This is a genomic window from Pseudomonas sp. CFBP13509, assembly GCF_005233485.1.
GTDB lineage: Bacteria > Pseudomonadota > Gammaproteobacteria > Pseudomonadales > Pseudomonadaceae > Aquipseudomonas > Aquipseudomonas marginalis.
Window position 1 is genome coordinate 22,276 of sequence record NZ_QGAA01000014.1, and the last position, 25,057, is coordinate 47,332.

Sequence of the window (25,057 nt, forward strand, 5' to 3'; positions counted from 1 at the left end):
CATGCGCATGACGCACCTACGTAAATGGATGTTAAGTTTTTCCTGTGTGCTGGGTGTGGCAACCATGGCCATGGCCGACGATCCGCTGTTGGATCATCCCTCCACAACGACCGCCGCCAGCACCGACAGTGAAGCCCGTGGCGTATTGCGTGCCCGCGACCAGGCAATGCTGGCCAGCGAATTATCCGGGCGCATTGTCGACCTGCCGTTCAGCGAAGGCGAGTCGTTCAAGAAGGGTGACACCCTGGCGCGCTTCGATTGTTCGGCCTACCAGGCCCAACTCAATGCGGCTTCAGCCGCCAGCCGTGGTGCCGGTGAAGAGCTGGCCCATAACAAGCAATTGGCCGCACTGAATTCCGTCGGGCGTTTTGAAGTGGCCCGCGCCGAAGCCAAGCTCACCGAAACCCAGGCCCAATCCCAGGTCTACCAGGTGCAGGTCAAGCGCTGCAGCGTGCTGGCGCCGTATGACGGCCAGGTGGTGCAGCGCAAGGTCCAGCGTTATGAAAGTGTTTCGGCGGGTGCGCCGCTGCTGGAAATCGTCGACAACCGCAGCCTGGAAATCCACCTGCTGGTGCCGTCGCGCTGGATGGGTAAGCTCAAGCCCGGCCAGACCTTCAGCTTTACCCCGGATGAAACCGGCCAGGCGTTCAACGCCACCGTCAAACGTCTCGGCGCCCGCATCGATGAAGGTAGCCAGACGCTCTTACTGGTTGCCGCTGTGACCAATGCTACCGGGTTGATGGCGGGCATGAGCGGTACCGCCCACTTCGCGCAACTGCAATGAACGCCCCGATGCCGGGCAATACCGAGCGGGTATTCGCCCAGTTTCTGGCGCTTGAGCACCAGACCCGTGCCGCCCGAACCATCGAGCAGTTGGCCTACGGCCTGGTCAACGACGGTCAGCCGTTGTTCGGCTATCGCCATGCGGCGCTGCTGATCGCCGGCAAGGTGCGGGCGGTGACGGCGGTGAGCAGTGTCGACCCGAATGCGCCGTTTGTGGCGTTCGTCGAGCAGGCCGTGGCGCAATTGCACAAGCAGGCGCTGAGCCAGGACGCACGGGTGGTACCGGCCGAGCAATTGAGCGCCCAGGTGCAGGCCGACTGGCAAAGCCTGTCCGCCGGCCATGTGTTCTGGCTGCCCTTGATCGACCCGCAAGGCCGCGTGTTCGGTGGTTTGTGGCTGGCGCGGGACACGCCGTGGAAACCCGCCGAGCAGGTGTTGCTGGCGCAGTGGGGCGATACTTGCAGCCATGCCTGGCTCGCCCTGCAACCGCGCCAGCCGTGGCGGCTGCGCCTGACCCGCAAGCGCCAGGTGCTGGTGGGCGTTGCGTTGTTGCTCACGCTGCTGATCCCGGTGCGCCAATCGGTATTGGCGCCGGCTGAAGTGGTGCCGCTGGCCGGGCAGGTGGTGGCAGCGCCATTGGACGGGGTGATCGCCGAATTCCTGGTCAAACCCAACCAGGTCGTCAAGACCGGCGACCTGCTGCTGCGTTTTGAAAGCACCACCCTCACGGCTCAGGCCGATGTGGCCGCGCGCGCCCTGGGCGTGGCCGAAGCGGAACTCAAGGCCAATGCCCAGCGTGCCTTTGCCGATGCCGAATCCAGTTCGCGCATCGACCTGCTGGCCGCGCGGGTCGAGCAAAAACGTGCCGAACGTGACTATGCCCGCGAGTTGCTCAAGCGCAGCGAAGTGCACGCCGAGCGCGACGGTATCGCGGTATTCGCCGACGCCGAACGCTGGACCGGCAAACCGGTGCAGACCGGCGAGCGCCTGTTGCAGATCGCCGACCCGACCCAGGCCGAATTGCGCATTGAACTGGCGGTGGGCGATGCGATTGCGCTGGAGCCGCACGCCCAGGTCGCGCTGTTCCTCGACAGCGATCCGTTGCAGCGCCATCTCGCCACCCTGCAACGCGCCGCCTACGAGGCCCAGCCCACTCCGGGCGGGCAATTGGCTTATCGCCTGGACGCGCAGTTCGATGAAGCGCCGCCGCGTATTGGCCTGCGCGGTACCGCGAAGGTCTTTGGCGAGCGCGCGCCGCTGGCCCTGTACCTGTTGCGCCGACCGCTGGCGGGTCTGCGCCAGAGTGTGGGCCTGTGACGTGCCTGCCCAAGCTGCGCGAAGACCTGCAACTGTCCAGCGCCGGCGCCGCGCTGGATGGTTCGCCGCGCTGGACCCTCGCCGATCCGGTGCGCGGGCGCTATTTCAAGCTCGGTGCGACCGCCATCCGCCTGTTGCGCCACTGGGCCTTGGGCGACCCGGAAAAAGTCCTGCAAGCCGCCAACCGTGAGCCGGGCCTGCCCCTGGGCGGCAGCGAGGTAGATGAACTGCTGAGTTTTCTACGCGCCCACGACCTGATCGCCGCCCTCGACCCCGAACAACGGGCCAGCTACCTGTATAAAGCCGCCGCGCAGAAACAAAGCCTGGGGAAAGTCCTGCTGCACCAATACCTGTTTTTCCGCATCCCGCTGTGGCGTCCGGACGCTTTTCTCAACCGGGCATGGCCGTGGCTGGCGCGCTTCGGGCCGGGCCTGTTGCGCTGTGGTTTGCCGATCATCCTGGGGTTCGGCGTGTTTCTGGTCGCGCGGGACTGGCAGCGGTTCCTGGCGACCTTCCCGCACCTGTTCAGCCTGGGGGGCGCCCTGGCCTTTGGCACCGCGTTGTTTTTCGCCAAGCTGTGCCATGAGTTCGGCCATGCGTTCATGGCCAAGCGCGCCGGCTGCCGGGTACAGAGCATGGGTGTGGCGTTCATGGTGATGCTGCCGATGTTTTACACCGACGTGAGCGACGCCTGGCGCGTGAATGATCGCCGCTCTCGCCTGATGATCGGCGCGGGCGGGGTGATGGCCGAATTGTTGCTCGCCTGTGTCGCCCTGCTGGCCTGGTCGCTGTTGCCGGACGGCCCGGCCCGCACGGCGGCGTTCATGTTGGCCAGTGCCACGTGGCTGACCACCCTGGCGATCAACCTCAACCCGTTCATGCGCTTTGATGGTTATTTTTTGATCAGTGACCTGTGGGGTGTCGATAACCTGCAAGGTCGCGCATTCGCTCTATGCCGCTGGCGCCTGCGTGAGTGGCTGTTCGGCTACGGCGAGCCGGCGCCGGAGCCCTGGTCACCGACGATGCAACGGCGCCTGCTGTGGTGGGGTTACCTGGCGTGGTTGTGGCGGGCAGCGTTGTTCCTGGGGATCGCCTTGGCGGTGTACCACCTGTTTTTCAAACTGCTCGGGATCTTCTTGATGCTGGTGGAGTTGGTGTGGTTCATCTTCCTGCCAATCTTCAAGGAATGGCGCGAATGGTGGAGCCGGCGCAGCCAGGCCTATGCGCCGAGGGTGCTGCTGACCGGCCTGGGGTTGCTGTTGATCCTGCTGGCGCTGGTGGTGCCATGGCGCAGCGCCGTGGAACTGCCGACGATGCTCGAGGCGGGACGCGCCAGTGCGCTGCATGCGCCTGTGGCGGCGCGGGTCAAGGGGTTGAAGGTCGTCGATGGGCAAACGGTGAGCCAGGGCCAGGTGCTGATTGAGCTGGAATCCCCTGACCTTGATGCCCGGCAAAGTATCGTGCGCCGCGAAGTGGAGATCCTGCAGTTGCAGATGCGCCGCCAGGCGGGGCGCAGTGAAACGGCGGCGGACGCGGGCATCAACGACCAGCGACTGTCCCAGGCCCTGGCCGAGTACCGTGGCCTCGCCGCGCAGCGTGAGCGCCTGCTGTTGCGAGCGCCCCATGCCGGCATCGTGCGCGATGTGCTGCCGCAGTTGAGCGTGGGCCGCTGGCTGTCACCCAAGGACGCGCTGGCGCGGGTGGTGGCGGACGGCGCCCGTCTGCGCGGCTATGTAGCTGAAGCCGAGTTGTGGCGCGTGGCGCCGGGGGCGACCGGGCGTTTCATCGCCGATGACCCGATGCACGCCGCCATCGCGGTGGAATTGACCGACATCGACGCCAACGGCGTGGCCTACCTGGATCAAGAGGCGCTGACCTCCGACCACCATGGGCCGATAGCCGTACGCCGTGACGAAAACCAGCGTCCGGAGCCGGTACAGGCCCAATACGGCGCTCGCTTGAAGAGTGTGCAACCGATCCCGACACCCCATCAGCCGCTGCGCGGTGTGGTGGTGTTGCAAGGGCGCCGTGAGTCGGTGCTGGGTGTGGCCTGGCGACGGGTGGCAGCGTTGGGGGTTAGGGAAAGCGGGTTCTGACAGGAGTGGAACGCAATGTTGAACAAGGAAGGCGCGTTGGCGCTGGGTCTCTCGGTGCGCCCGTCACGCAGTATCGACGAGCCGTTTTTGCACAGGCTTTACCGCTCGGCACGCCCGGACTTGCAGTGGATCGATGGTGAGCAGGCCCTGGTGGAGGAGGTCATCGCCCAGCAGTTTCAGGTTCAGGAGCGCGGCATGGGCGAGCACTTTCCGGGTGCGCTGCATTACGTGATCGAGAAACTCGATACCCCCATCGGCGCCTTGAGTGCCGACTTCGGGCCCAATGAAATCCGCGTGTTGTACCTGGCGTTTATCCCCGTCGCCCGAGGCCGGGGCTTTGGCCGGGCAGTGCTGCAGGGCGTGCAGCAAGCCGCACAACAGGTGTGTTGCCCGGTGGCCACGGTGGTCTGGGCGAGCAACCCTCATGCGCGCCAGCATTACCTGGCGCTGGGGTTTCGGGAGGAAGAAGCGACGCCTGCCGCTCAGCGCTTGGTGTGGTACCCGTCTCAGTTGAACACGATGCAGAAATAACCGCGTTGCGCGTCACGGCCCATGGCGGGCTCGCGGGACACAAACACGTGTTCCAGGCAGGTGTCCGCCAGTGACAAACGGCACAGGCCATCGACGAAGTCGGTAGGCTCCAGGCTGTTGAGCAACACACTGAACGCCTCGCGAGGGCTGCCGGGCATGCTCGCTTGCGGGGCATCGTTCAAGCGCTGGATCTGGATCGGCAGCGCCGAACCATCGGGCAGGTACAGCACGCTGGTGCGGTTCAGCAGCGGCCGAAAATGTTCCGGGGTGACCAGGTTCAACATAGGAGGCTCCGCGTCAGAAGGGCCGAGGCCTGTAAGCCTCGGCCCCGTGCAGGTGTCAGCTGCGTGATGGAAAGATCCCGTTCAGGGCAATGCTGAAGTTGATCGCCAGGAACGGATTCATCGACCCCATGGGCAGGCCTTGGCCCGCAGGCGCGAGGGTTCCCGTCACCGTGGAGGCGACGCCCTTGAGCGGTACCGGGCTGACGCCTTGTTGGTCGGAGTAGATCGTGGCACTGCCCGGTCCAGTGCCGGAAGCACCGATAAACGCGTTGGTGGCGGTGGGCGCCGTCACTGGGTTGCTGGCGACGCTGGTCAGCTGCACCGAGGTGCTGATGGCGAGCGCTGTTGCATCGTGGGTGTGGGCGGGCAGGTTGGCCAGGGTGGCCGTGACGCTTTCGGTGCCGGCGAATTCGCCCGTGACCCGTGGCGACAGCCCTGCACCGTTGCCTTGGCCGATGGGTAGCCGACCTTGCAGGTCCGGCAGCTTGAATGTTTGCACGCCATCGCCGCCGTAGGTGACGCCTATCAGGGCGAACAGCGTTTGGAACTGGCTGAGCGAAAGGGTCTGACCGGCGCACAAGGCCCAGTCTCGTGGGGCGAAATTAAACGCAAAGGGTTGGATGGTACCGATGAATACTTCCATGAATCGTTCATCCTTGTATGGGCTTTACGGGGTGTGACGCCAATCTGATCGGGCGTCACCGCAGAGCGTAGACGCAGCGCTCGCTCGCTGCCTGGCGCTTTCGAAACAGCGAGCGAACCGGGGGCTTTTGACCTAGAGTGGCGACTGTTTGTGCATGCACGGGGTTTGCCCTGGAAACAGGCAATGGCAGGGGAATTGAGGTGCGACGGTCTGTGGTAGAGCAAGACGAAAAGGCTGCGGCCATTGCCGCGTACAACGGCGCCTGGGCAGGCGCCGGATGGCTGAGCCGGCTATGGTGGTTGCCGATCCTGGCGCTGGCCATGGCCGTGCGTTTTTATGGCCTGACGGCGGCGGCGATCTGGGGCGACGAAGGTTCCAGCCTGCTGCTCAGTGAATACGCCTTGGACGACCTGTGGTTTCACGCCGCCCATGATGTGCACCCGCCGCTGTATTTTTTCATGCTGCGCGGTTGGATCGAGCTGTTTGGCGATGGGATCTGGTCCATACGCAGCATGAGTGCGCTGCCCGGCGTGGTGGTCGTGGGGCTTGGCGTCTGGCTGACGCGCCAGCTGTCGACCCAGCGTGCCGCTGTATTGGCCGGTGTACTGCTGGCGCTGATGCCCACGGCGGTGCGCTATAGCCAGGAAGTGCGGATGTACTCGCTGCTCGGCGTGTGGCTGCTGGCCGCCACGCTGGCGCTGGTGTATTGGGTGCGCCAACCCGAACGCAGCCGCTGCCTGGTGGCCTACGTGTTGCTGATGGCCGCCGGTTTCTACACCCATTACTTCACCGCGTTGTGCGTGCTGGTGCATTGGGCGTGGCTGGGCGTGCTGTGCACGTCCCAGCGGCCTGGCGAGCGCCTGATTCTGCGTCGGCAGTGGTGGCTGGCCAACGTGGCCATCGTGCTGTTGTACCTGCCTTGGCTGCCGAACCTGCTGGGCCTGGTGCAGCATGTCGATGAACTCAAGGTGGGCGGCGATATAGGCTGGGAAGACCCGGTCAGCCTGCTCTCCGTGCCGTCGATGATCTGGCAGTTTCTGCTCCAGGATGAGGGCCTGGGCATTTGGGCGCCGCTGTTCTGGCTGTTCCCGTTGCTGCTGCTGGGTGTAGTGGGTGTTACGGCCTGGCGTGATCGCGAGCGTTATCGTCCGGCCAGCCTGTTGGCGCTGTTCTTCCTGTTGCCGCTGTTACTCGTCTACGGCGTGTCGTTTATCTCCCCGGTGTTTATCGAGCGTTACCTCACCGTATACGCCCTGGGCTTGCCGATTCTGGTGACGATAGCCATCGACCGCTTGCCCTCGCGCCTGTCTCTGCTGGGGGCGGCGCTGTTCGTGCTGTTGGTCGGTGTGGAACTGCTGGGGCTGAAGAACAACTTCACGGTGGATGAACATGACCAGTTCAACGGCCCAGTGGAGTTCGTCAATCGCAACTACCAGGAAGACGACCGCATCGTTCTCAGTGACATGCTGTGGTACCTCAGCTACGTGTATTACGACCAGACCGACGCCCAGTTGCAGCTCTACACCCCGCCCAAGGCCGATGGCACGCCAACCCGGCCGAATGCCTACGGCTTTGGCACCCTGGTGGACCAGGACGGCGGGCGCATCTACCTCGACCGCTTGTCGGATTTGCCGGCCGATACCCGGCGTGTCTGGCTGATCAGCAGCAACGAACAGCCGGACGAATTTGCGCCGCTGCCAGCGGATTGGCGACTAGTCAGCCAACAAGACGGCGGCGGGGCGAGGGCGCGTCTTTATGTGTTGTGCCGCGGCCCCGAGCCCTTGCGACCGGAAGGTTGCCGCTAATACCCATTCGTTATGAAAGGAATATCAAAATGGTGGCCACTGCGTCCTAGTGGTGCGTGCAATCTTCAACTACTCTTCGGCGACAAATGGATGTTGTCCTACAAAGTGGTGAACGGATGCAGTATCACTTTATCTCCGGCTTGCCGCGTTCCGGCTCGACCCTGCTTTCTGCGATCCTCTTGCAGAACCCGCGTTTTCACGCCGGCATGAGCAGCCCGGTAAGTCCCTTATTCAATGGGGTGCTGGCGCAATGCAGCGCCGGCAGTGAGTTCGGCTCGGTAATCGATGCCAGCACTCGCCGCCGTTTGTTGCGCGGGCTATTCGACGCCTATTACGCCAACCAGACCTCCACCCCGGTGGTGTTCGACACCAATCGCCAGTGGTGCGCGCGCATGCCCGCGCTGCATGACCTATTCCCACAGGCCAAGGTAATCGCCTGCGTGCGCAACGTGGCGTGGGTCTTGGACAGCCTTGAACGTCTGTACCGCGCCAATCCGTTCGAGAACACCAAACTGTTCAATGACGATGACGAGCGCAACACCGTGTACAGCCGTTGCGAAACCCTGGCCCAGCGTAATCGCTTGGTAGGCTTTGCCTGGACGGCGCTCAAAGAGGCGTATTACGGCGAGAACGCCGAGTCGTTGCTGATCGTCGATTACGACTTGTTGAGCCAGGCCCCGGAGCGCGTGATGCGGCTGGTGTATGAGTTCATCGGTGAACCGTGGTTCGAACATGATTTCAATCACCTGACCTACGACGCACCGGCCTTTGACGAGGCGCTGGGGCTTGCCGGCCTGCACAAGGTCAAGCCCAAGGTCGCGCCGCAGGCCCGGCGAACCGTGTTACCGCCGGACCTGTTTGAAAAGTATGCCGCGTTGTCGTTCTGGCGCGATGGGTCTGCCAGTGCAGCCAATGTCATTCGTATGAAAACCGACGCCGCGATCAGCTGATTGCGGCTTTTCTTTTTTGCGTGTTCAAAGCGTTCGAGTCCAGGTGATCGTCATGTGGTGGAACAAAGGCAAATCGCGGGTAATCGAGGGGGCACACGCCCTGGCATCGCCAATGATTATGTTCCTGGAGCCGCGAATGCTGTTCGACGGTGCGGTGGCGGCAACCGTGGTCGATGCCGCGCAGCCGGATGCCCAGCCTACGGCCGAGGCGGCCAAGCCCCCCTCGGCGGATCAGCCGGTGGACACGCACGCGCCCCAGGGCCAGGTCGATGCGACCCATGCGGCGGTGCCGGGCAAGAGCGTGCTGTTCGTCGACTCACGAGTCAAGGATTCCGCCAGCCTGCTCGAAGGCGTGGCGCCCGGTACCCAGGTGGTGCAACTGGATGCGACCAGGGACGGTTTGCAGCAGATCGCCGACTACCTGGACAGCCACCAGGGCGTCAGCTCGGTGCAGATCATCGCCCACGGTAACGCCGGCGATTTGTGGTTGGGCAACAGTTACCTGTCGGCGGATAACGTCCAGGCCCGCAGCGAGGTGCTGGCGCAGATCGGCCAGGACATGAACGTCGGTGGCGATATCCTGATCTATGGCTGCTACACCGCCGAAGGCGAGCGTGGCTTGAGCCTGGTCGATTCATTGGCGCAGTTGACCGGCCGCGACGTGGCGGCGTCAACCGACCGCACCGGCCTGGGCGGCGACTGGGACCTGGAAATCGCCACGGGCAATATCGAAAGCGCCAACGTGTTGTCGGCCAGCGCCATGAGCGAGTATCAATGGGGCCTGGCCACTTGGACCGCCACTAACAATCTCAATAGCGGCGTGGGTTCCCTGCGCGCGGCGCTGGCGTCTGCGCAGAACGGCGATATCGTCACGTTCAACACCAGCATGACCATCGGGCTGACGTCGGTGCTGGTGGTCGACAAGAACGTCACTATCGATGGTGACCTCAATAACGACAACGTGGCCGATGTGACCTTGGATGGGCAATACCGCACCCAGATCATCAACGTGACGGCGGGTACCACGGCCACTCTCGATGGCCTGGTCATTACCCGGGGCATGGTGGCAGGCAACGGTGGTAACGGCGGTGACGATGCACTGGTGTCCAAGGGCGGTGGTATCTACAACGCCGGCACCTTGACCCTGCGCAACGTTACGGTCACCGCCAACGCCGCTTCGGGCGGTGGCGGCGGTGGCGGTGTAACGCCGCAATATGCCGGGGGCGGCGGCGGCGGCGGCGGCGCGATCACCGGCGGCACCGGCGGCAGGGGCGGCGACACGCTCAACTCCACGGGCTCCAATGGCACGGCGGGGCAGGGCGGTGCGGGCGGTGGTTTCTTCAACATCGGTGGGCGTGGCGGTTCCACCACGGGGGGCGCCGGCGGTGCGGCGTATCCGGGTTATAGCACCGGTTCGGCCGGTGGCACGGCCACCAGTGGCGGATTGTCCATCGGCGGTGGCGGTGGCGGTGACGGGTACGACAACTTCGGTGGTGACGGCGGTGGTGCGGTGGGGGGGATCTACAACGACACCGGCGCGACCCTGCGGATCATCGGTAACTCGGCCATCTCCAACAACGTCGGCGCGGGTGGCGGCGGTGGGGGGGGCGGGGCCGGCGGCAGCTATCTCCAGGCAGGCGGCGCGGGCGGCGTCGGGGTCGGCGCCATCTGGAACAAAGGCTCGATCCTGATTACCGCCGCCAACTTCGCGGCACTGGCCGGCAACATTGGCGGCAGTGGCGTGGGGGGGACGAGTGCGGGCTCCGCGGGTGTTTCGCCGTCTTCGGTGGCCAACGTCTACGGTGACGGCGGCACCATCAACACCAACTATGTGCCGGACGAGACGCCACCCACCGCGACCGTCGTGGTCGCCAATACCAACCTGAACTCCGGCGGCACATCGCTGGTGACCATCACCTTCTCCGAAGCCGTGACCGGCCTTACCGCGGCGGACCTGACCGTGCAGAACGGCAGCGTCGGGACCTTGACCAGTGGCGACGGCGGGATCACCTGGACGGGGACGTTGACCGCAGCCGGTAACATCGCTGACACCACCAATATCATCACCCTGAACAACACCGGCGTGGCCGACTTGGCTGGCAATGCCGGCGTGGGCACCACTGACTCGAACAACTACATCGTCAACGATACCGTGGCACCCACGGCGTCCATCGTGGTCACCGACACCGCCCTCAGGATCGGCGAAACGAGCGTAGTGACCATCACCTTCAGCGAAGCAGTCAGCGGTTTCACCACCGCCGACCTGACCGTTGCCAACGGCTCAATCAGCGGCCTGAGCAGCAGCGACGGCGGCATCACCTGGACGGCCACGCTGACGCCGGACGCGGCTATCACCGATGCCACCAATCTCATTGTCCTGGATAAAGCCGGCGTGGCGGACCTCAGTGGCAATGTCGGTGTGGGTTCTATCAATTCCAATAACTATGCCGTCGACACGCAACGCCCGACTGCCACCATCGTGGTGGCCGACAACGCGCTGAGCGTCGGCGAAACCTCGCTGGTGACCATCACCTTCGGCGAAGCGGTGACAGGCTTTACCAGCGCCGACCTGACGGTCGCCAACGGTACGGTCACCGGCCTGAGCAGCGGCGACGGCGGTATCACCTGGACCGGCACGCTCACGCCGAGCGCCAGTACCAGCGATACCAGCAACCTCATCACCCTGGATAACACCGGCGTGAGTGACGCGGCGGGCAACGCTGGCAGCGGCACCACCGACTCCAACAATTACGCCGTCGATACCCAGCGCCCGACTGCCACCATCGTGGTGGCCGATACCGCGCTGACAATCGGCGAAACGTCCTTGGTCACGATCACCTTCAGCGAGGCCGTGACCAGTTTCACCCTGGCGGACCTGACCGTTGCCAATGGCTCCCTGAGCGGGTTGAGCAGCAGCGACGGCGGTATCACCTGGACCGCGACGCTCACGCCGAGTGCCAGCATCAGCGATGCCACCAACCTGATCGTCCTGGCCAATACCGGTGTGGCCGACGCGGCCGGTAATGCTGGCAGTGGTACCACCAACTCCAACAACTACGCTGTCGATACCCAACGCCCGACTGCCACCATCGTGGTGGCCGACAACGCGCTGAGCGTCGGCGAAACCTCGCTGGTGACCATCACCTTCAGCGAAGCGGTGACAGGCTTTACCAGCGCCGACCTGACGGTCACCAACGGTACGGTCACCGGCCTGAGCAGCGGCGACGGTGGCGTCACCTGGACCGGCACGCTCACACCGAGCGCCAGTACCAGCGATACCAGCAACCTCATCACCCTGGATAACACCGGCGTGAGTGACGCGGCGGGCAACGCCGGCAGCGGCACCACCGACTCCAACAATTACGCCATCGATACCCAGCGCCCGACTGCCACCATCGTGGTGGCCGACACCGCGCTGAAGGTCGGCGAAACGTCCGTGGTCACTATTACCTTCAGTGAGGCGGTGACCGGTTTCACCCTGGCCGACCTGACCGTCGCCAACGGCTTGATTTCGGGCCTGAGCACCAGCGACAACATCACCTACACCGCGACCTTCACCCCAAGCGCCGGCACCAGCGATGCCACCAACCTGATCACCCTCAATAACACTGGCGTCGTGGATGGGGCGGGCAACGTCGGCAGTGGCACCACCGACTCCAACAATTACGCCGTCGATACCCAGCGCCCGACCGCCACCATCGTGGTGGCTGACACTGCGCTGAGCGTCGGCGAAACCTCGCTGGTGACCATTACGTTCTCCGAGGCGGTCAGCGGTTTTGACAATTCGGACCTGAGCGTCGCCAATGGCACGTTGAGCGCGGTCAGCAGCAGCGATGGCGGCATCACCTGGACGGCCACGTTCACACCTAGCCTTGGGGTCACCGACGCGTCCAACCTGATTGTCCTGAACAACACCGGGGTCAACGATGGGGCGGGTAACACCGGCACGGGCACGACCAGTTCCAACAACTATGCCATCGACACCAACGTGCCGACGGCGACCATCGTGATTGCCGATTCGTCCCTGAGCATCGGCGAAACCACCTTGGTGACCATCACCTTCAACGACGCGGTGAGCGGTTTCGACAACAGTGACCTGACCGTCAGCAACGGCACGTTGAGCAACGTGGCGTCCACCGACGGCGGCGTCACCTGGACGGCCACGTTCACACCGAGCGTCAGTACTTCCGACACCACCAACGTGATCACCCTGGACAATACCGGCCTGATCAACGGCGCTGGCAACGCAGGCGTGGGCACCACCGATTCCAACAACTTCACGATTGACACCCAGCGCCCAACCGCAACTATCTCCGTGGCTAACAACAACCTGGGCATCGGGCAGACCACCACGGTGACCATCGGCTTCAGTGAAGCGGTCAGCGGTTTCGATCTGTCAGACCTGAGCGTGGCCAACGCTGTCTTGTCCAACCTGGCCAGCAGCGATGGCGGTAAAACCTGGACCGCCACCTTGACGCCGACGGCGGCCATCAGCGATGCCACCAACCTGATCGTGCTGGATACCAGCCTGGTGAATGATGCAGCGGGTAACGTCGGCAGCGGCATCGTAATTTCCAACAACTTTGCGATTGATGGAGAGCGGCCGACCGCGACCATCAGCATAGCCAACCCCAGTCTGACAGTCGGGCAGACCACCACGGTGACCTTCACCTTCAGCGAGAAGGTCAGCGGCTTCGAGCTTGATGACCTCAGTGTGGCCAACGGCACCTTGTCCAACCTGGCCACCAACGACGGCGGCAAGACCTGGACTGCGACCCTGACACCCACGGCGAATATCAACGATCCGAGCAACTTCATCACGTTGGATTCCAGCCTGGTGGTAGACCTGGCAGGCAACGCTGGCAGCGGTTTTGCCAACTCCAACAATTTTGCGATCAACACCATTGCGCTGACGGGCGACCCCCTCTTCCGTGTCACCGTTCCGGTTGCGCCCCAGGATGCGCCGAACCAGCCGTTGCAGCCGATCATCTTCGGCCGTCCGGGTGGCGATCTGGGTTCGCCCCTCGGTTTCCCGCCACTGTTCGAGCAACGTGAGATGGGTGGCGGCTTGCCGCCCATCGGCAGCATTTTCATCAACAACGGCGCGTCGTCGCCCAGCTTTATCGCCCAGGTGTTCAGCACCGATGGCAGCGGGGACGGCAGTGGCCAGGGTTTCCTTGGCTTCGGCGGCGGCGACGGCGGGGTGTTTGGCTCAAGCACGTTGTCGGGCCTGTTCAACCGCGACACCGGTGGCAGCGACTCAGGCTTCAAAGCGTTCGACAGCCAGTCGATCAAGGGCGGCGGCGATGCGGCCCAAGGCCTGCGCGGCGTCTTTGGCGCACCGACCCTTGGCCAACAACTGCAACAGATCAACGAGAGGGAGCATCGCCAGGTGATCGATCTGGCACACGCACTGCAACAAGTCGGCATCAGCGAAATGCAGGCTTGAACCTACTTAATTTCGGCGCAGGAACAGGGGCAGTACAAGGATGAATACACGTCATAAGTTGTTCGGCGCCAGCATGCTGGTGCTGGCGATCAGCGGTTGCGCGGTCACCAGTGAGCCGATTGAACGCAGTGTCAGCGAGCAACGTGCCCGCAATGATCTGCACGGTATGTACACGGGGCAGGAACCCCTCAGCGGCCCGCTTACCTTGCACCAGGCCATGGCCCGCGCGGTGAAATACAACCTCGAAGGCCGTTTGAAAGTAATGGAAGAAGCCTTGGCCAAGCGACAGTCGGACCTGTCCAGCTTTGACATGTTGCCGCGCATGGCGCTGTCCGCCGGCTACGCCGGGCGCAACAACACCAACGCCTCCAGCAGCCAGAGCGTGCTCACCGGCACCCAGTCCCTGGAACCGTCGACCTCCCAGGACCGCGACCGCCGTGTGGCGGACTTGACCATGGTGTGGAACGTCCTCGACTTCGGCGTCAGCTATATCAGTGCCAAACAGCAAGGCGACCAGCGCCTGATCATCCAGGAGCGTCGACGCAAGGTCATCAACACCATCGTCCAGGACGTGCGCTCGGCCTATTGGCGAGCGGTGGCGGCCGAGCGTCTGCTGACACAGATCGACAGCCTGATGGTACGGGTCGACCAGGCCCAGACCGACAGCCAGAACATGAGCGAACAGCGCATCGGCGACCCGGTCCAGGCCCTTGGGTACCAGCGTTCGCTGATCGAAGCCACGCGCCAGTTGCAGGAACAGCGCCGCGCCCTGTCCCTGGCCAAGACCGAACTGGCGACCTTGATCAACCTGCCCATGGGCACCGACCTGAAACTGGCCACGCCGGACGATTACGTGGTGCCCCAACTCAAGGTCAACCTGGCGAGTCTGGAACAGGAAGCCCTGGCCAATCGTCCCGAACTGCGTGAGCAGGACTACCAGACCCGTATCAGCGCCGCCGAAACCCGCAAAGCCATGCTGCGCCTGCTGCCGGGCCTGGAGTTCTCCGCCGGCGGCCACTACGACAGCAACTCGTTCCTGGTGGACAACCGCTGGGCTGACTACGGCGCCAAGATCACCTGGAACCTGTTCAACGTGATCTCCGCCCCGGCCGCCATCGACGTCGCCAAGGCCGGTGAAGAAGTCGCCACCGCCCGGCGCCAGGCCATGTCCATCGCGGTATTGGCGCAGGTGTATGTGGCCAATGCCAACTTCCAGGATGCCGTGCGCCAGTTCAAGACCAACGAACAACTGGCCAATATCGACGGGCAAATCCTCACCCAACTGCGCAATCGTCACGAGGCGGCGGGCCTGGGCGAACTCGACCTGATCCAGGGCGAGCTCAACACCCTGCAAGCCGACCTGCGCCGCGACCTGGCCTACGCTGACCTGCGCAACGCCTACGGCCAGATCTTCGCCAGCGCCGGGCTCGACCCGCTGCCGGAGCAACTGGACTCCGACCGCGTGCAAAGCATCGCCACTGCCCTGGCCAGCCGTGAATCGGCCTGGGCTGCCGGCAACATCACCGCACCGGTGCCGCGTGCCGTCGCCCAATAACCTGGTGGCGCCGACGGCGAGCATCACCCGCCGTCAACGCGAGGCGCGCAACGGCCATCGCGGTGTGGCGATCCTGCTCACCGGCTTGCCCGCCTCGGGCAAGTCGACCCTGGCCCAGGGCCTCCAGGCCGCGTTCTTCGAACACGGCCGCCAGAGCATCGTGCTCGACGGCGATGCCTTGCGCGTCGGGCTCAACAAAGACTTGGGCTTTGCCGACAGCGACCGCCTGGAAAACATCCGCCGCGCCAGCGAACTGGCGGCGCTGCTGGTGGACCACGGGCAGATCGTGATCCTGGCGATGATTGCGCCCCTGGTGCAGTTGCGCGAGGTCTTCGCCGAGCGCCTGGGGGCCGACTATCGGGAAGTGTGGTGCAGTGCCTCGCTGGCGGTTTGTGAGCGGCGCGACCCCAAAGGTCATTACGCCCGCGCACGCAGGGGCGAGCTACCGGGGTTTACCGGCATTGGTTCGCCCTACGAGCCACCGCCCCACGCTGCGCTGGTACTGGATACCGGCGTGCTGTCGGCACCGCAGAGCGTCGAGCGGTTGTTGGCCTGGCTGGCGCCTGAACTAGACTCTGGGGAATCATCTTCTTAGGAGTCCGCCATGGAGTCGCCTGTGCACAGCTTGCCGTCACTGTTCAAACAGCTTGGGCTGCCGGATGACCCGGTCAGTATTGATCAGTTTGTGGCGGTCCACTCGCCACTCAAGCCGGATCTGAAATTGGCAGATGCGTTTTTTTGGACAGACAGCCAGAAAGCGTTTTTGCGCGAGGAAATTTTGGACGATGCGGATTGGGCGGAAGTGGTGGATGAGTTGAATCTGATGTTGCGGGGTGGGCGAGGGGTGTAAAAAAATTAGAGAAATCGCGAAAACTTGAAAAAATCGGATGAGGGTTGAAAAAAACTGGGCTTTAATCGCGTAAGTGAACTTTTTTTGAGGTTGCGCGATGTCTTTTGTTGGTTATGCCCATCTCCATCAATCCCTCGGGTTAAAAGCCATTGCGCCTACCCGGGCCGCGATGATCAAGCCAGTCACCCGGATCTCGATCATAGGTGATTGCCTCGCGGTTCCTCAGGCTGTTGCGCCCGTCACTGGCTCAGTGCTCGACCATATTCTTTTCGCCCTCAAACACGAAGGTATCAACCTTGGCATTCTGGCTCAGGCGCTTGAAACCGTCAGCGCAGACCAGTTATTGAACGAGCTGGATAAGGCACCTAACGGAGTATTTATTCGCAAGGTCTGTTACTTATGGGAAGGCCTGACCCTTCAGCAGCTCAATTACAGCAAGCCGATCAATAGCCGCGTTTCTCCCTTGTTTGACCCTCAACGTTACGTGACGGGACCGTCAACGCGTAATTCCCGCTGGCGCATCGACTTTAATGGGCTGGGCTCTTTGGCTTATTGCGCGACCGTAGAGCGGACGCCGGAAATTGACGCTTTACTGAGCTTCGACATCCTCGGCCGTGCCAAATCCTTCATGGCCACCCTCCCACCCGAAATGATGGACCGTGCCATCCAGTGGGCCTACCTCCACGAAACTCGCGACTCGTTCGCCATCGAAAAAGAACAACCCAGCGAAGAAAAATCCCGCCGCTTTGTTCATCTGTTACGCCAGGCTCATGAAGGCCGCTTGCTGACCGAGGACTACCTGGTAGACCTGCAGAACAGCACCGTCTCCAACCCCTTCGACAAAGCCGTCGCGTTTCGCTATGAGCAGAATCATCTGCACAACGGCCTGCGCGGTGCGGCGGGCGTCAGCTATGTTCCTCCAGCCCCTGAGCTTTGCCAGGAACTGATGGAAGAGCTGATGGCCTTCGCCAATCAGCCAGTACGTGAGGTCGACCCCCTGGTAGCGGCGGCAGTTACTGCGTTCGGCTTCGTATTCCTGCACCCGTTTATGGACGGCAACGGGCGCTTGTCGCGCTTCCTGATCCATCAGACGCTGTGCCATTACGGTGCACTGGAAAACGGCCTGCTGCTGCCGGTGTCCGTCGCGATGAAGCACGAAGAGCAAGCCTATCTGGCGGCACTCAAAGCCTTTTCCCAGCCGACGCGGGAATTCTGGAACGTTACGTGGCTGGACGGCGACCAAATGGCCTTCGACTTCATCGGCCACCCCTCGATCTACCGCTACTGGGACGCCACCCACTGCGTCGAATTCACCCTGCAAATGGCCCGCCGCGCGCTGGAAGTGGAACTGCGTGAAGAAACCGAATTTCTCGACCGCTACGACCGCGTGATCAAGGCCGTGAACCAGCGCTTTGATGTGCGCGGCAGTGATCTGTCGAAGCTGGTGATGATGTGCCTGGATAACGAGGGCAAGGTTTCCAGGCACCGACGCAAGCAGTTTCAGTACAGCGTGTCGGAGGAGGTGTTTGAGTTTATTGAGCAGGAGGTGGGGGATGCTCTGCGCGACATTGGGAAATTTCCTATCGACTAAAGGGAAGTGGACGATAGTGGCGGGTGTGAGGGAGTCGCTATTAACAGGCGCTAACTCCCTGCTCTGGACACAACATGAAACGCCTGGTCCCACGCGACGAAATTGAAAATTATGAACTCACAAAAATCGAGAGTCCCTATTTTGCGGGAATAAAAGTGCGAGAGTTTTTTCGCGCCCCGTATGCGCTGCCCGGGATGAGTGAATTGCTCAGTGAGTGCGGTCTTTCTCCCGCTTGCTGCTCCGCTGAAAAAGACCAACGGCGGGTTTTGGATAAACTGGGAGCCGGTGAGTGGTTGTTTGTGATGGACTATCCCTTTCTCCCCTTAAGTCGCGAATGTCGCATCAAATATGGACATCTAATGGGGCGCCGACTGTATGTTGGGCCTGGCAAATGGGAGAAGGTAAGCATCAATTACGACGGAGTTAAAAATGCCGCGATTCTCGCCGCTAATCGGTTAGTTTCAGCAGGTGATGCGGGGAGGGTATTTCTCTCGGATGGAAAAGATCTCGCGAACACCACTAGAGTTATGACTCAACGGTGGGTAAGGCTTGATAGTCGAGATGATCAACTTTCCCACAGATCAGTTGAGCGTCGATATGGAGAGCTGCGGCATATAAAACAACGTTATCTGGAGAGCGATGACAACTGGCAGGTGGGTGGTAAGTCGTGGCATTGGCAGCCTGTAACACCGGATGTGGCCTATGAATACAAGGAAGCAGGAGAATGACGCGCAAGCATGTTTTTTGGTTTTGGGGAGCCATGGATGCCCTTTATCTGATTCGGTATGCAGTGGCCAGCGCAATAGAGGGAAGGATTCCTTACTTAAGCGATCTTGAAAGTGCTTTATGGGTGCTGCGTGATCAAAGTGTCGTGCAGTTATATATGTTCGGCTTTGCCATGCTGCTGCAAGTTTCCATCGTAATCTCGTGCGTACTGTTCTTTCTTGGACGTGAACAGGTGAGGTGGGTTACTTACCTTCAAACACCCTTGCGATTGGCTTTTATTGTGCCTTCTGTTTCGCTGTTGCTGGTAGGTGCGCAGTTTGTCCCTAACTACAACGTGGTGTTAATGGCTGTGTTAGTGATTGTTTCTGAAGGAATCAAGGTCTGGAGCGTATGGCGATGGTGCAAAAAATCCTGACCGGTCAAGGGGCCTGGCAACCCATGAAGTCTGTTGCACAGCCTCCACCATCCCCCCTATAGTTCGCCCCGTCGCCGCATATCGGCGATCGGATTTGGCGATCCGCGTTCTACGAAGCGTTACAGCGTTCAAATTCCGTGCTGCTCCCTCGGGCGAAGGCACGAAGTTTTATGGCGGCTGTGCGCGGGAGATCTTCGGATCTGCCGGGTTTCGTAGATTACCGGTTCGCCAACCTGCGTACAGCTGCCACCCTTTCTCGTTTGGCGACGAGGAGCGGTGATTTTGAACCCAATCTTCGAGATTTCACTCATGGAACAATTTTCCGCGTTCAAATCCAACCCAACGAGCGTTCCCGTACTGGCCTTCAACACCTTTGCCCCCTCGCATTTGCTCCATGAAACGGCGAGCAGTCGCATCCGTATCGGCACTGAGCTGTTGGAAACCCTGACCGCCAAATCTGACAGCCAAAACCTCCATCACCTGGTCACAGCCGCACTGGTTTCGCTGCGCGATGGCCTGGACATGATGGGTGAAATCCAGCGCCGCCTGGATGCCCAGGCCGCACAGCAATCCTGACGCCGACATCGATCCAAATGTGGGAGGTCCCACTATCTCTTCGACGTAGCGCTGTCGCGCAGCAAACTGGGACCCTGTGGCGAGCGGGCTTGTCCCGCGTTGGGGTGCGAAGCAGCCCCAAAACCAGGCGCAGAGGAGTGCCTGATACACCGCATTCGTCTTCATCAGGGGCGCTTCGCACCCCAACGCGGGACAAGCCCGCTCGCCACAACAGCCCTATCTGCCGGGCGTTCAGCGTTGAGCCGAAGTTATGTAGATACCTATGGCTATCGGGGGGGCCTCCCACATTCGTCCTGCGGTGTTGCCACTGAATCGCTCCACCCATCCGCTAAATTGTTTCAAAACTTGACGCAATCCGATCCTTCCACCATATTGATAGTTAGCAAACTAACTGTATGCGAACTATCCAGTGCCTCAATCCCTCGAACACCTCCAGATGAACCTCAGCAGCAGCATGGTGGTGGGCGCCCGTAACTGGCGCAAAATCTGCCAGAGCACGCTGGTGAGCTATGGCATCTCCGAAGCCTGCGCTGTGCCGTTGTTGATGATCGGTCGCCTGGGCGACGGAGTGCATCAGGTCAAAGTAGCCCAGGCCTCCGGGATGGAAAGTCCTTCGCTGGTGCGCCTGCTCGACCGGCTGTGCCATGACGGCTATGTGTGCCGTAGCGAAGACATTCACGACCGCCGCGCCAAGGCCCTGAGCCTCACCGAGCGTGGTCGCGAGTTGGTGCAGGCGGTGGAGGTGCAACTGGTGCGCCTGCGCCGCGAAGTGCTGGCGGACATTGCGACCGCCGACATGGAAGCGGCACTGCGTGTACTGCGGGCCTTTGAGGCGGCGACGCTTTGAACGGATTTTTTACCGGTTTTCCGCCCGCCCGTGACTGGTTCTATGGGGTTCGTACCTTCGCCGCGTCGATGATCGCGTTGTACATCGCCATGCTGATGCAAATGCCGCGTCCGTATTGGGCGATGGCCACGGTGTATATCGTCTCCAGTCCGTTTGTCGGCCCTACCAGTTCCAAGGCCCTGTACCGCGCCATCGGCACCTTGATGGGGGCGGCGGCGGCGGTGTTTTTTGTGCCGATGTTCGTGCAGTCGCCGTACATCCTGGTGGTGGTGATCGCACTGTGGACGGGCACCTTGCTGTTCCTCTCCATGCACCTGCGCACTGCCAACAACTATGCCTTGATGCTGGCCGGCTACACCTTGCCGCTGATCGCCCTGCCGGTGGTGGATAACCCGCTGGCGGTGTGGGATGTGGCCGAGGCGCGGACCGAGGAAATCTTCCTCGGCATTGCGGTCGCGGCGGTGGTGGGCGCGATGTTTTGGCCGCGGCGGCTGATGCCGGTGTTCGATGGCGCGGTGGCCAAGTGGTTCAGCGACGCCCAGGTCTACAGCCAGCGCTTTCTTTCCCGCAATGTGCAGCCGGAAGAAGTCAGCGCCCTGCGCGGCGGCATGGTCGCCACCTTCAATACCCTTGAATTGATGATCGGCCAGTTGCCCCACGAAGGCGCGCGGCCGCAGACGGTGCGCAATACCAAGGAATTGCGCGGGCGCATGATCCACCTGCTGCCGTTGGTGGAGGAACTCGACGATGCGCTGTATGCCGTCGAACAGCGTGCGCCGCAGTTTCTCGAGCAGTTGACGCCGCTGCTGGAAGCCACCCGGCAGTGGCTGGAAAACACCACCGAAAGCGCACCGCTGGAACGCTGGCGCGCCCTGCGTGAACAGGTCGACGCCCTGCAACCCCAAGGCGAAGCGCTGGACGAGCGCCACACACTGCTGTTCTCCAACGCCCTCTACCGCCTGGGCGAGTGGATCGACCTGTGGCAGGACTGCCGAAGCCTGCAAGCCGCCATCCAGTGCGAAAGCCAGGACACCTGGCGCGCCGTGTACCGTCACTGGCGCCTGGGCCGGCTCACGCCGTTCCTCGACCATGGCCTGATGCTTTATTCGGCGTTTTCCACCGTCACCGCGATCATCGTCGCGTCGGTGCTGTGGATCCTGCTGGGCTGGACCGATGGCGGCAGCGCGGTGATCCTGGCAGCCGTGGCCTGCAGTTTTTTCGCTTCTATGGACGACCCGGCGCCGCAGATCTATCGGTTCTTTTTCTGGACCGCCATGTCGGTGCTGTTCGCCAGCCTCTACCTGTTCCTGGTACTGCCCAACCTGCACGATTTCCCGATGCTGGTACTGGCGTTCGCGGTGCCGTTCATCTGCATCGGCACGCTGACCGTGCAGCCGCGTTTTTACCTGGGCATGCTGCTGACGCTGGTGAACACCTCGTCGTTCATCAGCATCCAGGGCGCCTACGACGCGGACTTCCTCAACTTCGCCAACGTCAACCTGGCCGGGCCCGTGGGCCTGTTGTTCGCCTTTGTGTGGACGTTGATCGCACGGCCCTTCGGCGCCGAACTGGCGGCCAAGCGCCTGACCCGTTTCAGCTGGCGCGACATCGTCGGCCTGACCGAGCCCGCCACCCTGAACGAACACCGCTACCTGGCCGTGCAAATGCTTGACCGCCTGATGCAGCACCTGCCACGCCTGGCGATGATCGGCCAGGACACCGGCATCGCCCTGCGCGACCTGCGCGTGGCGCTCAACCTGCTCGACCTGCTGGCCTATTCGCCGCGCATCCTCGGCGTGCCGCGGGTGCTGCTCAACCAGGTGGTGGAAGGCGTGGGCGGTTACTTCAAGGCCTGCCTCAAGGCGGGTGAACGCTTGCCCGCGCCCAGCGGTCTGCTGATGACCCTCGACCGCACGCGTCGCGCCCTCAACGACCAGGGCCTGCAAGACGAAGCCGATACCCGCCTGCACCTGCTGCACGCGCTGGCCGGCCTGCGCCTGGCGTTGTTGCCGGGAGTGGAATTCATTGGCGGCACGGAGATGGAAGCGCCGCTACCCGATGGAGCGCCTTTATGATCGGTGATCTGGATATCAGCGGGGTGTTCCTGCCCACGCTGCTGGTGCTGATGGGCATTACGTACGTGTTGTTCCTGGTGGTGCACGGGCTGTTGACCCGCGTCCACTTCTATCGCCTGGTCTGGCACCGGGCATTGTTCAATGTGGGGCTCTACGCGCTGTTGCTGGGCGCGGTGGACTCACTCAGTCGATACCTGATGACATGAAAAAACCTTTCTTGACCATCGGCCGTGTAGTCCTGACGTTGTTGATCGTGAGCTTCGCGGTCGTCGTTGTGTGGCGCATGGTCATGTACTACATGTTTGCGCCCTGGACCCGTGACGGTCACATCCGTGCCGACATCGTGCAGATCGCGCCGGACGTGTCCGGGCTGATCCAGCGCGTCGATGTGCACGACAACCAGTTGGTGACCAAGGGCCAGGTACTGTTTGCCGTCGACCAGGACCGCTTCAAGCTGGCCCTGCGCCAAGCCCAGGCCGCCGTGGCCGACCGCCAGGAAACCCTGGCCCAGGCAAGCCGCGAGTACAAGCGTAACCGTGGCCTCGGCAACCTGGTGCCCAGCGAGCAACTGGAAGAAAGCCAGTCCCGCGTTGCCCGCGCCCAATCGGCCCTGGCCGAAGCGCAAGTGACGGTGGACTCGGCCCAACTCAACCTCGACCGCTCGGTGATCCGCAGCCCGGTGGACGGCTACGTCAACGACCGTGCACCGCGTACCCAGGAGTTCGTCACCGCCGGGCGGCCGGTGCTGTCGGTGGTGGACAGCAATTCGTTCCACATCGACGGCTACTTCGAAGAGACCAAGCTCGACGGTATCCACGTCGGCATGGGCGTCGACATCCGTGTGATCGGCGACAACGCCCGCCTGCACGGGCATGTGCAGAGCATCGTCGCCGGTATCGAAGACCGTGACCGCAGCAGCGGCTCTAACCTGCTGCCCAACGTCAACCCGGCGTTCAGCTGGGTGCGCCTGGCCCAGCGGATTCCGGTGCGTATTGCCTTTGACGATGTCCCGGCGGACTTCCGCATGATCGCCGGGCGTACGGCCACGGTGTCGATCATTGGCGACAAACCCAATGACGGAGCCAAGCCATGAAGCCGCTGTGGGCAACCGCTGCGCTGGGGTTGTTGCTGTCGGCCTGCCAAGTGGTGGGGCCGGATTACAAGCTGCCGCAAACGTCTGCCGTCAACCGCGCTGACCTGCAAGGGCAACTGGCGGGCAAGGGCAGCGACGTGGTGTCGGCGCCGGTGCCGGCCGACTGGTGGAAGCTGTACAAAGACCCGCGCCTGGACGAGCTGGTACGCCAGGCCATGGCCTCCAACACCGACCTGCGGGTGGCCGCAGCCAACCTGCAGCGCGCCCGTTATCAGACCCAACAGGCTGAATCCGCCGGCGGCTGGAGTGCCGGCGCCAAGGCCGAGGTGCAACGGCTGCAGGAATCCGGCGAAGCGTTTTTGCAGGCGGACAAAGTGCCGGTGGATAACATCGGCAGCGTCGGCATTACCACCTCGTATCAATTCGACCTGTTCGGCACCTTGCAACGTGGCATCGAAAGCGCCCAGGCCAGCGCCGATGCGGCCCAGGCTGCCGCTGATACCGCACGCATCACCCTGGTGGCCGATGTGGTGCGCTCCTACACCCAGGTCTGCGCGGCCAACGAAGAACTGGCGATTGCCAACGAGTCCCTCGACCTGCAAGCCCAGAGCACCAAACTGACCCAACGCCTGCGTGACGCGGGCCGTGGCGATGAAACCCAGGTCACCCGCTCGCAAACCCAATACAAATCCTTGCGCGCCGACATGCCGCGCTACGAAGCGGCGCGCCAGGCCGGGCTGTTCCGCCTGTCGATGCTGCTGGCCAAGCCAGTGGACCAACTGCCGGCGGGCACCGGCAGCTGTGCCGAACTGCCGCATATCGCTCAATTGTTGCCGGTGGGCGATGGTGCGGCACTGCTCAAGCGTCGCCCCGACGTGCGCCAGGCCGAGCGCCAACTGGCCGCCGCCACTGCGCGTATCGGCGTGGCCACCGGCGCCTTGTACCCGGACATCGCCATTGGCGCCACGGTGGGCACCGTGGGCCTGCTCGACAACCTCGGCCAGCCGGCGACCAACCGCTGGGGCTTCGGTCCGATGATCAGTTGGACGGTGCCGACCAACGGCGCCCGTGCGCGCATCCACGAAGCCGAAGCCGCGACCCAGGGCGCCCTGGCGCATTTCGACGGTGTGGTACTCAATGCCATCCGCGAAACCCAGACCGGCCTGGCGCAATACACCGCCGTGCTGCAACGGCGCGAGGCGCTGGCGGACGCCGAGCGCTCGGCCCAAGAGGCGGCAGACCAGACCCACCGCTTCTTCCAGGCCGGCCGCGAATCGTTCCTTGCCGACCTGCAAGCCACCCGCACCTACACCGCGATGCGCGCGCAACTGGCGGCGGCGAATACCCAGGTTGCCATGAGCCAGATCGATCTGTTCCTGGCCCTGGGCGGCGGCTGGGAAAGCGGACGAACGCAAGCGTCACAGCCCGGCAAACCCTGAGCGAATAGCTATGCTTGGACAGGCGGGTCGCC

General features: G+C 62.7%; 21 protein-coding genes. 19 read left to right on the plus strand and 2 right to left on the minus strand.

Annotated features, from left to right (window positions below; translation table 11 throughout):
• Positions 1-7: 7 nt before the first annotated feature.
• Genes PspCFBP13509_RS22025 through PspCFBP13509_RS22040 form a run of 4 tightly spaced genes read left to right on the plus strand, consistent with a single transcriptional unit; the run spans position 8 to position 4,727 of the window.
• Entirely contained in the window at positions 8-784 is a 777-nt protein-coding gene (locus PspCFBP13509_RS22025; protein WP_137212685.1) for an efflux RND transporter periplasmic adaptor subunit, read from the plus strand.
• Positions 781-2,100: an efflux RND transporter periplasmic adaptor subunit gene (locus PspCFBP13509_RS22030; RefSeq protein ID WP_137212686.1), complete on the plus strand. Its 1,320-nt coding sequence runs from the start codon at positions 781-783 to the stop codon at positions 2,098-2,100. The genes PspCFBP13509_RS22025 and PspCFBP13509_RS22030 overlap by 4 nt, the downstream gene beginning before the upstream one ends.
• A complete protein-coding gene (locus PspCFBP13509_RS22035; RefSeq protein ID WP_242001086.1) occupies positions 2,097-4,196 on the plus strand; it encodes an HlyD family efflux transporter periplasmic adaptor subunit in 2,100 nt (699 codons plus the stop codon). Before PspCFBP13509_RS22030 ends, PspCFBP13509_RS22035 begins: the two co-directional genes overlap by 4 nt.
• A 15-nt stretch (positions 4,197-4,211) precedes the next feature.
• Positions 4,212-4,727 carry a GNAT family N-acetyltransferase gene (locus PspCFBP13509_RS22040; RefSeq protein ID WP_137212687.1) on the plus strand — a complete coding sequence of 172 codons (516 nt, stop codon included), beginning with the start codon at positions 4,212-4,214 and terminating at the stop codon, positions 4,725-4,727.
• Here PspCFBP13509_RS22040 and PspCFBP13509_RS22045 read toward each other — a convergent pair.
• Complete coding sequence (locus tag PspCFBP13509_RS22045) at positions 4,703-5,011, minus strand: DUF6916 family protein (protein ID WP_137212688.1); 309 nt, start codon at positions 5,009-5,011, stop codon at positions 4,703-4,705. The genes PspCFBP13509_RS22040 and PspCFBP13509_RS22045 overlap by 25 nt on opposite strands.
• Positions 5,012-5,066: 55 nt before the next feature.
• A complete protein-coding gene (locus tag PspCFBP13509_RS22050) occupies positions 5,067-5,654 on the minus strand; it encodes a phage tail protein (protein WP_137212689.1) in 588 nt (195 codons plus the stop codon).
• 200 nt (positions 5,655-5,854) lie between these two features.
• Between PspCFBP13509_RS22050 and PspCFBP13509_RS22055 the strand changes: the two genes are divergently transcribed.
• The 15 genes from PspCFBP13509_RS22055 to PspCFBP13509_RS22125 all read left to right on the plus strand — a co-directional run bounded on the left by PspCFBP13509_RS22055 (position 5,855) and on the right by PspCFBP13509_RS22125 (position 25,025).
• Positions 5,855-7,459, plus strand: a complete 1,605-nt coding sequence (locus tag PspCFBP13509_RS22055) for a glycosyltransferase family 39 protein (RefSeq protein ID WP_137212690.1) — start codon at positions 5,855-5,857, stop codon at positions 7,457-7,459.
• A 116-nt stretch (positions 7,460-7,575) separates the two neighbouring features.
• Complete coding sequence (locus PspCFBP13509_RS22060; RefSeq protein WP_137212691.1) at positions 7,576-8,409, plus strand: sulfotransferase family protein; 834 nt, start codon at positions 7,576-7,578, stop codon at positions 8,407-8,409.
• A 52-nt stretch (positions 8,410-8,461) separates the two neighbouring features.
• Positions 8,462-13,858 carry an Ig-like domain-containing protein gene (locus PspCFBP13509_RS22065; protein ID WP_137212692.1) on the plus strand — a complete coding sequence of 1,799 codons (5,397 nt, stop codon included), beginning with the start codon at positions 8,462-8,464 and terminating at the stop codon, positions 13,856-13,858.
• Positions 13,859-13,898: 40 nt separating this feature from the next.
• Positions 13,899-15,413, plus strand: coding sequence for a TolC family protein (locus tag PspCFBP13509_RS22070; protein WP_137212693.1), 1,515 nt, complete (start codon positions 13,899-13,901; stop codon positions 15,411-15,413).
• Positions 15,397-16,008 carry an adenylyl-sulfate kinase gene (gene cysC, locus PspCFBP13509_RS22075; protein ID WP_137212694.1) on the plus strand — a complete coding sequence of 204 codons (612 nt, stop codon included), beginning with the start codon at positions 15,397-15,399 and terminating at the stop codon, positions 16,006-16,008. The genes PspCFBP13509_RS22070 and cysC overlap by 17 nt, the downstream gene beginning before the upstream one ends.
• A gap of 9 nt (positions 16,009-16,017) precedes the next feature.
• Entirely contained in the window at positions 16,018-16,263 is a 246-nt protein-coding gene (locus PspCFBP13509_RS22080) for a DUF2789 domain-containing protein (RefSeq protein ID WP_137212695.1), read from the plus strand.
• A 97-nt stretch (positions 16,264-16,360) separates the two neighbouring features.
• Positions 16,361-17,854 carry a Fic family protein gene (locus tag PspCFBP13509_RS22085; protein WP_137212696.1) on the plus strand — a complete coding sequence of 498 codons (1,494 nt, stop codon included), beginning with the start codon at positions 16,361-16,363 and terminating at the stop codon, positions 17,852-17,854.
• A gap of 74 nt (positions 17,855-17,928) precedes the next feature.
• Positions 17,929-18,582, plus strand: coding sequence for a hypothetical protein (locus tag PspCFBP13509_RS22090; protein ID WP_137212697.1), 654 nt, complete (start codon positions 17,929-17,931; stop codon positions 18,580-18,582).
• Positions 18,579-18,995, plus strand: a complete 417-nt coding sequence (locus tag PspCFBP13509_RS22095) for a hypothetical protein (protein WP_137212698.1) — start codon at positions 18,579-18,581, stop codon at positions 18,993-18,995. The genes PspCFBP13509_RS22090 and PspCFBP13509_RS22095 overlap by 4 nt, the downstream gene beginning before the upstream one ends.
• Before the next feature lie 309 nt (positions 18,996-19,304).
• Positions 19,305-19,571 carry a short-chain dehydrogenase gene (locus PspCFBP13509_RS31380; protein ID WP_161985736.1) on the plus strand — a complete coding sequence of 89 codons (267 nt, stop codon included), beginning with the start codon at positions 19,305-19,307 and terminating at the stop codon, positions 19,569-19,571.
• 436 nt (positions 19,572-20,007) lie between these two features.
• Positions 20,008-20,418, plus strand: coding sequence for a MarR family winged helix-turn-helix transcriptional regulator (locus tag PspCFBP13509_RS22105; RefSeq protein ID WP_065924681.1), 411 nt, complete (start codon positions 20,008-20,010; stop codon positions 20,416-20,418).
• Positions 20,415-22,493, plus strand: a complete 2,079-nt coding sequence (locus PspCFBP13509_RS22110; RefSeq protein ID WP_137212699.1) for an FUSC family protein — start codon at positions 20,415-20,417, stop codon at positions 22,491-22,493. Before PspCFBP13509_RS22105 ends, PspCFBP13509_RS22110 begins: the two co-directional genes overlap by 4 nt.
• Entirely contained in the window at positions 22,490-22,699 is a 210-nt protein-coding gene (locus PspCFBP13509_RS22115; RefSeq protein WP_012721577.1) for a DUF1656 domain-containing protein, read from the plus strand. The genes PspCFBP13509_RS22110 and PspCFBP13509_RS22115 overlap by 4 nt, the downstream gene beginning before the upstream one ends.
• Positions 22,696-23,586: an efflux RND transporter periplasmic adaptor subunit gene (locus PspCFBP13509_RS22120; RefSeq protein ID WP_027608075.1), complete on the plus strand. Its 891-nt coding sequence runs from the start codon at positions 22,696-22,698 to the stop codon at positions 23,584-23,586. Before PspCFBP13509_RS22115 ends, PspCFBP13509_RS22120 begins: the two co-directional genes overlap by 4 nt.
• Positions 23,583-25,025, plus strand: coding sequence for an efflux transporter outer membrane subunit (locus tag PspCFBP13509_RS22125; protein WP_065924683.1), 1,443 nt, complete (start codon positions 23,583-23,585; stop codon positions 25,023-25,025). Before PspCFBP13509_RS22120 ends, PspCFBP13509_RS22125 begins: the two co-directional genes overlap by 4 nt.
• The last annotated feature ends 32 nt before the right edge of the window (positions 25,026-25,057 follow it).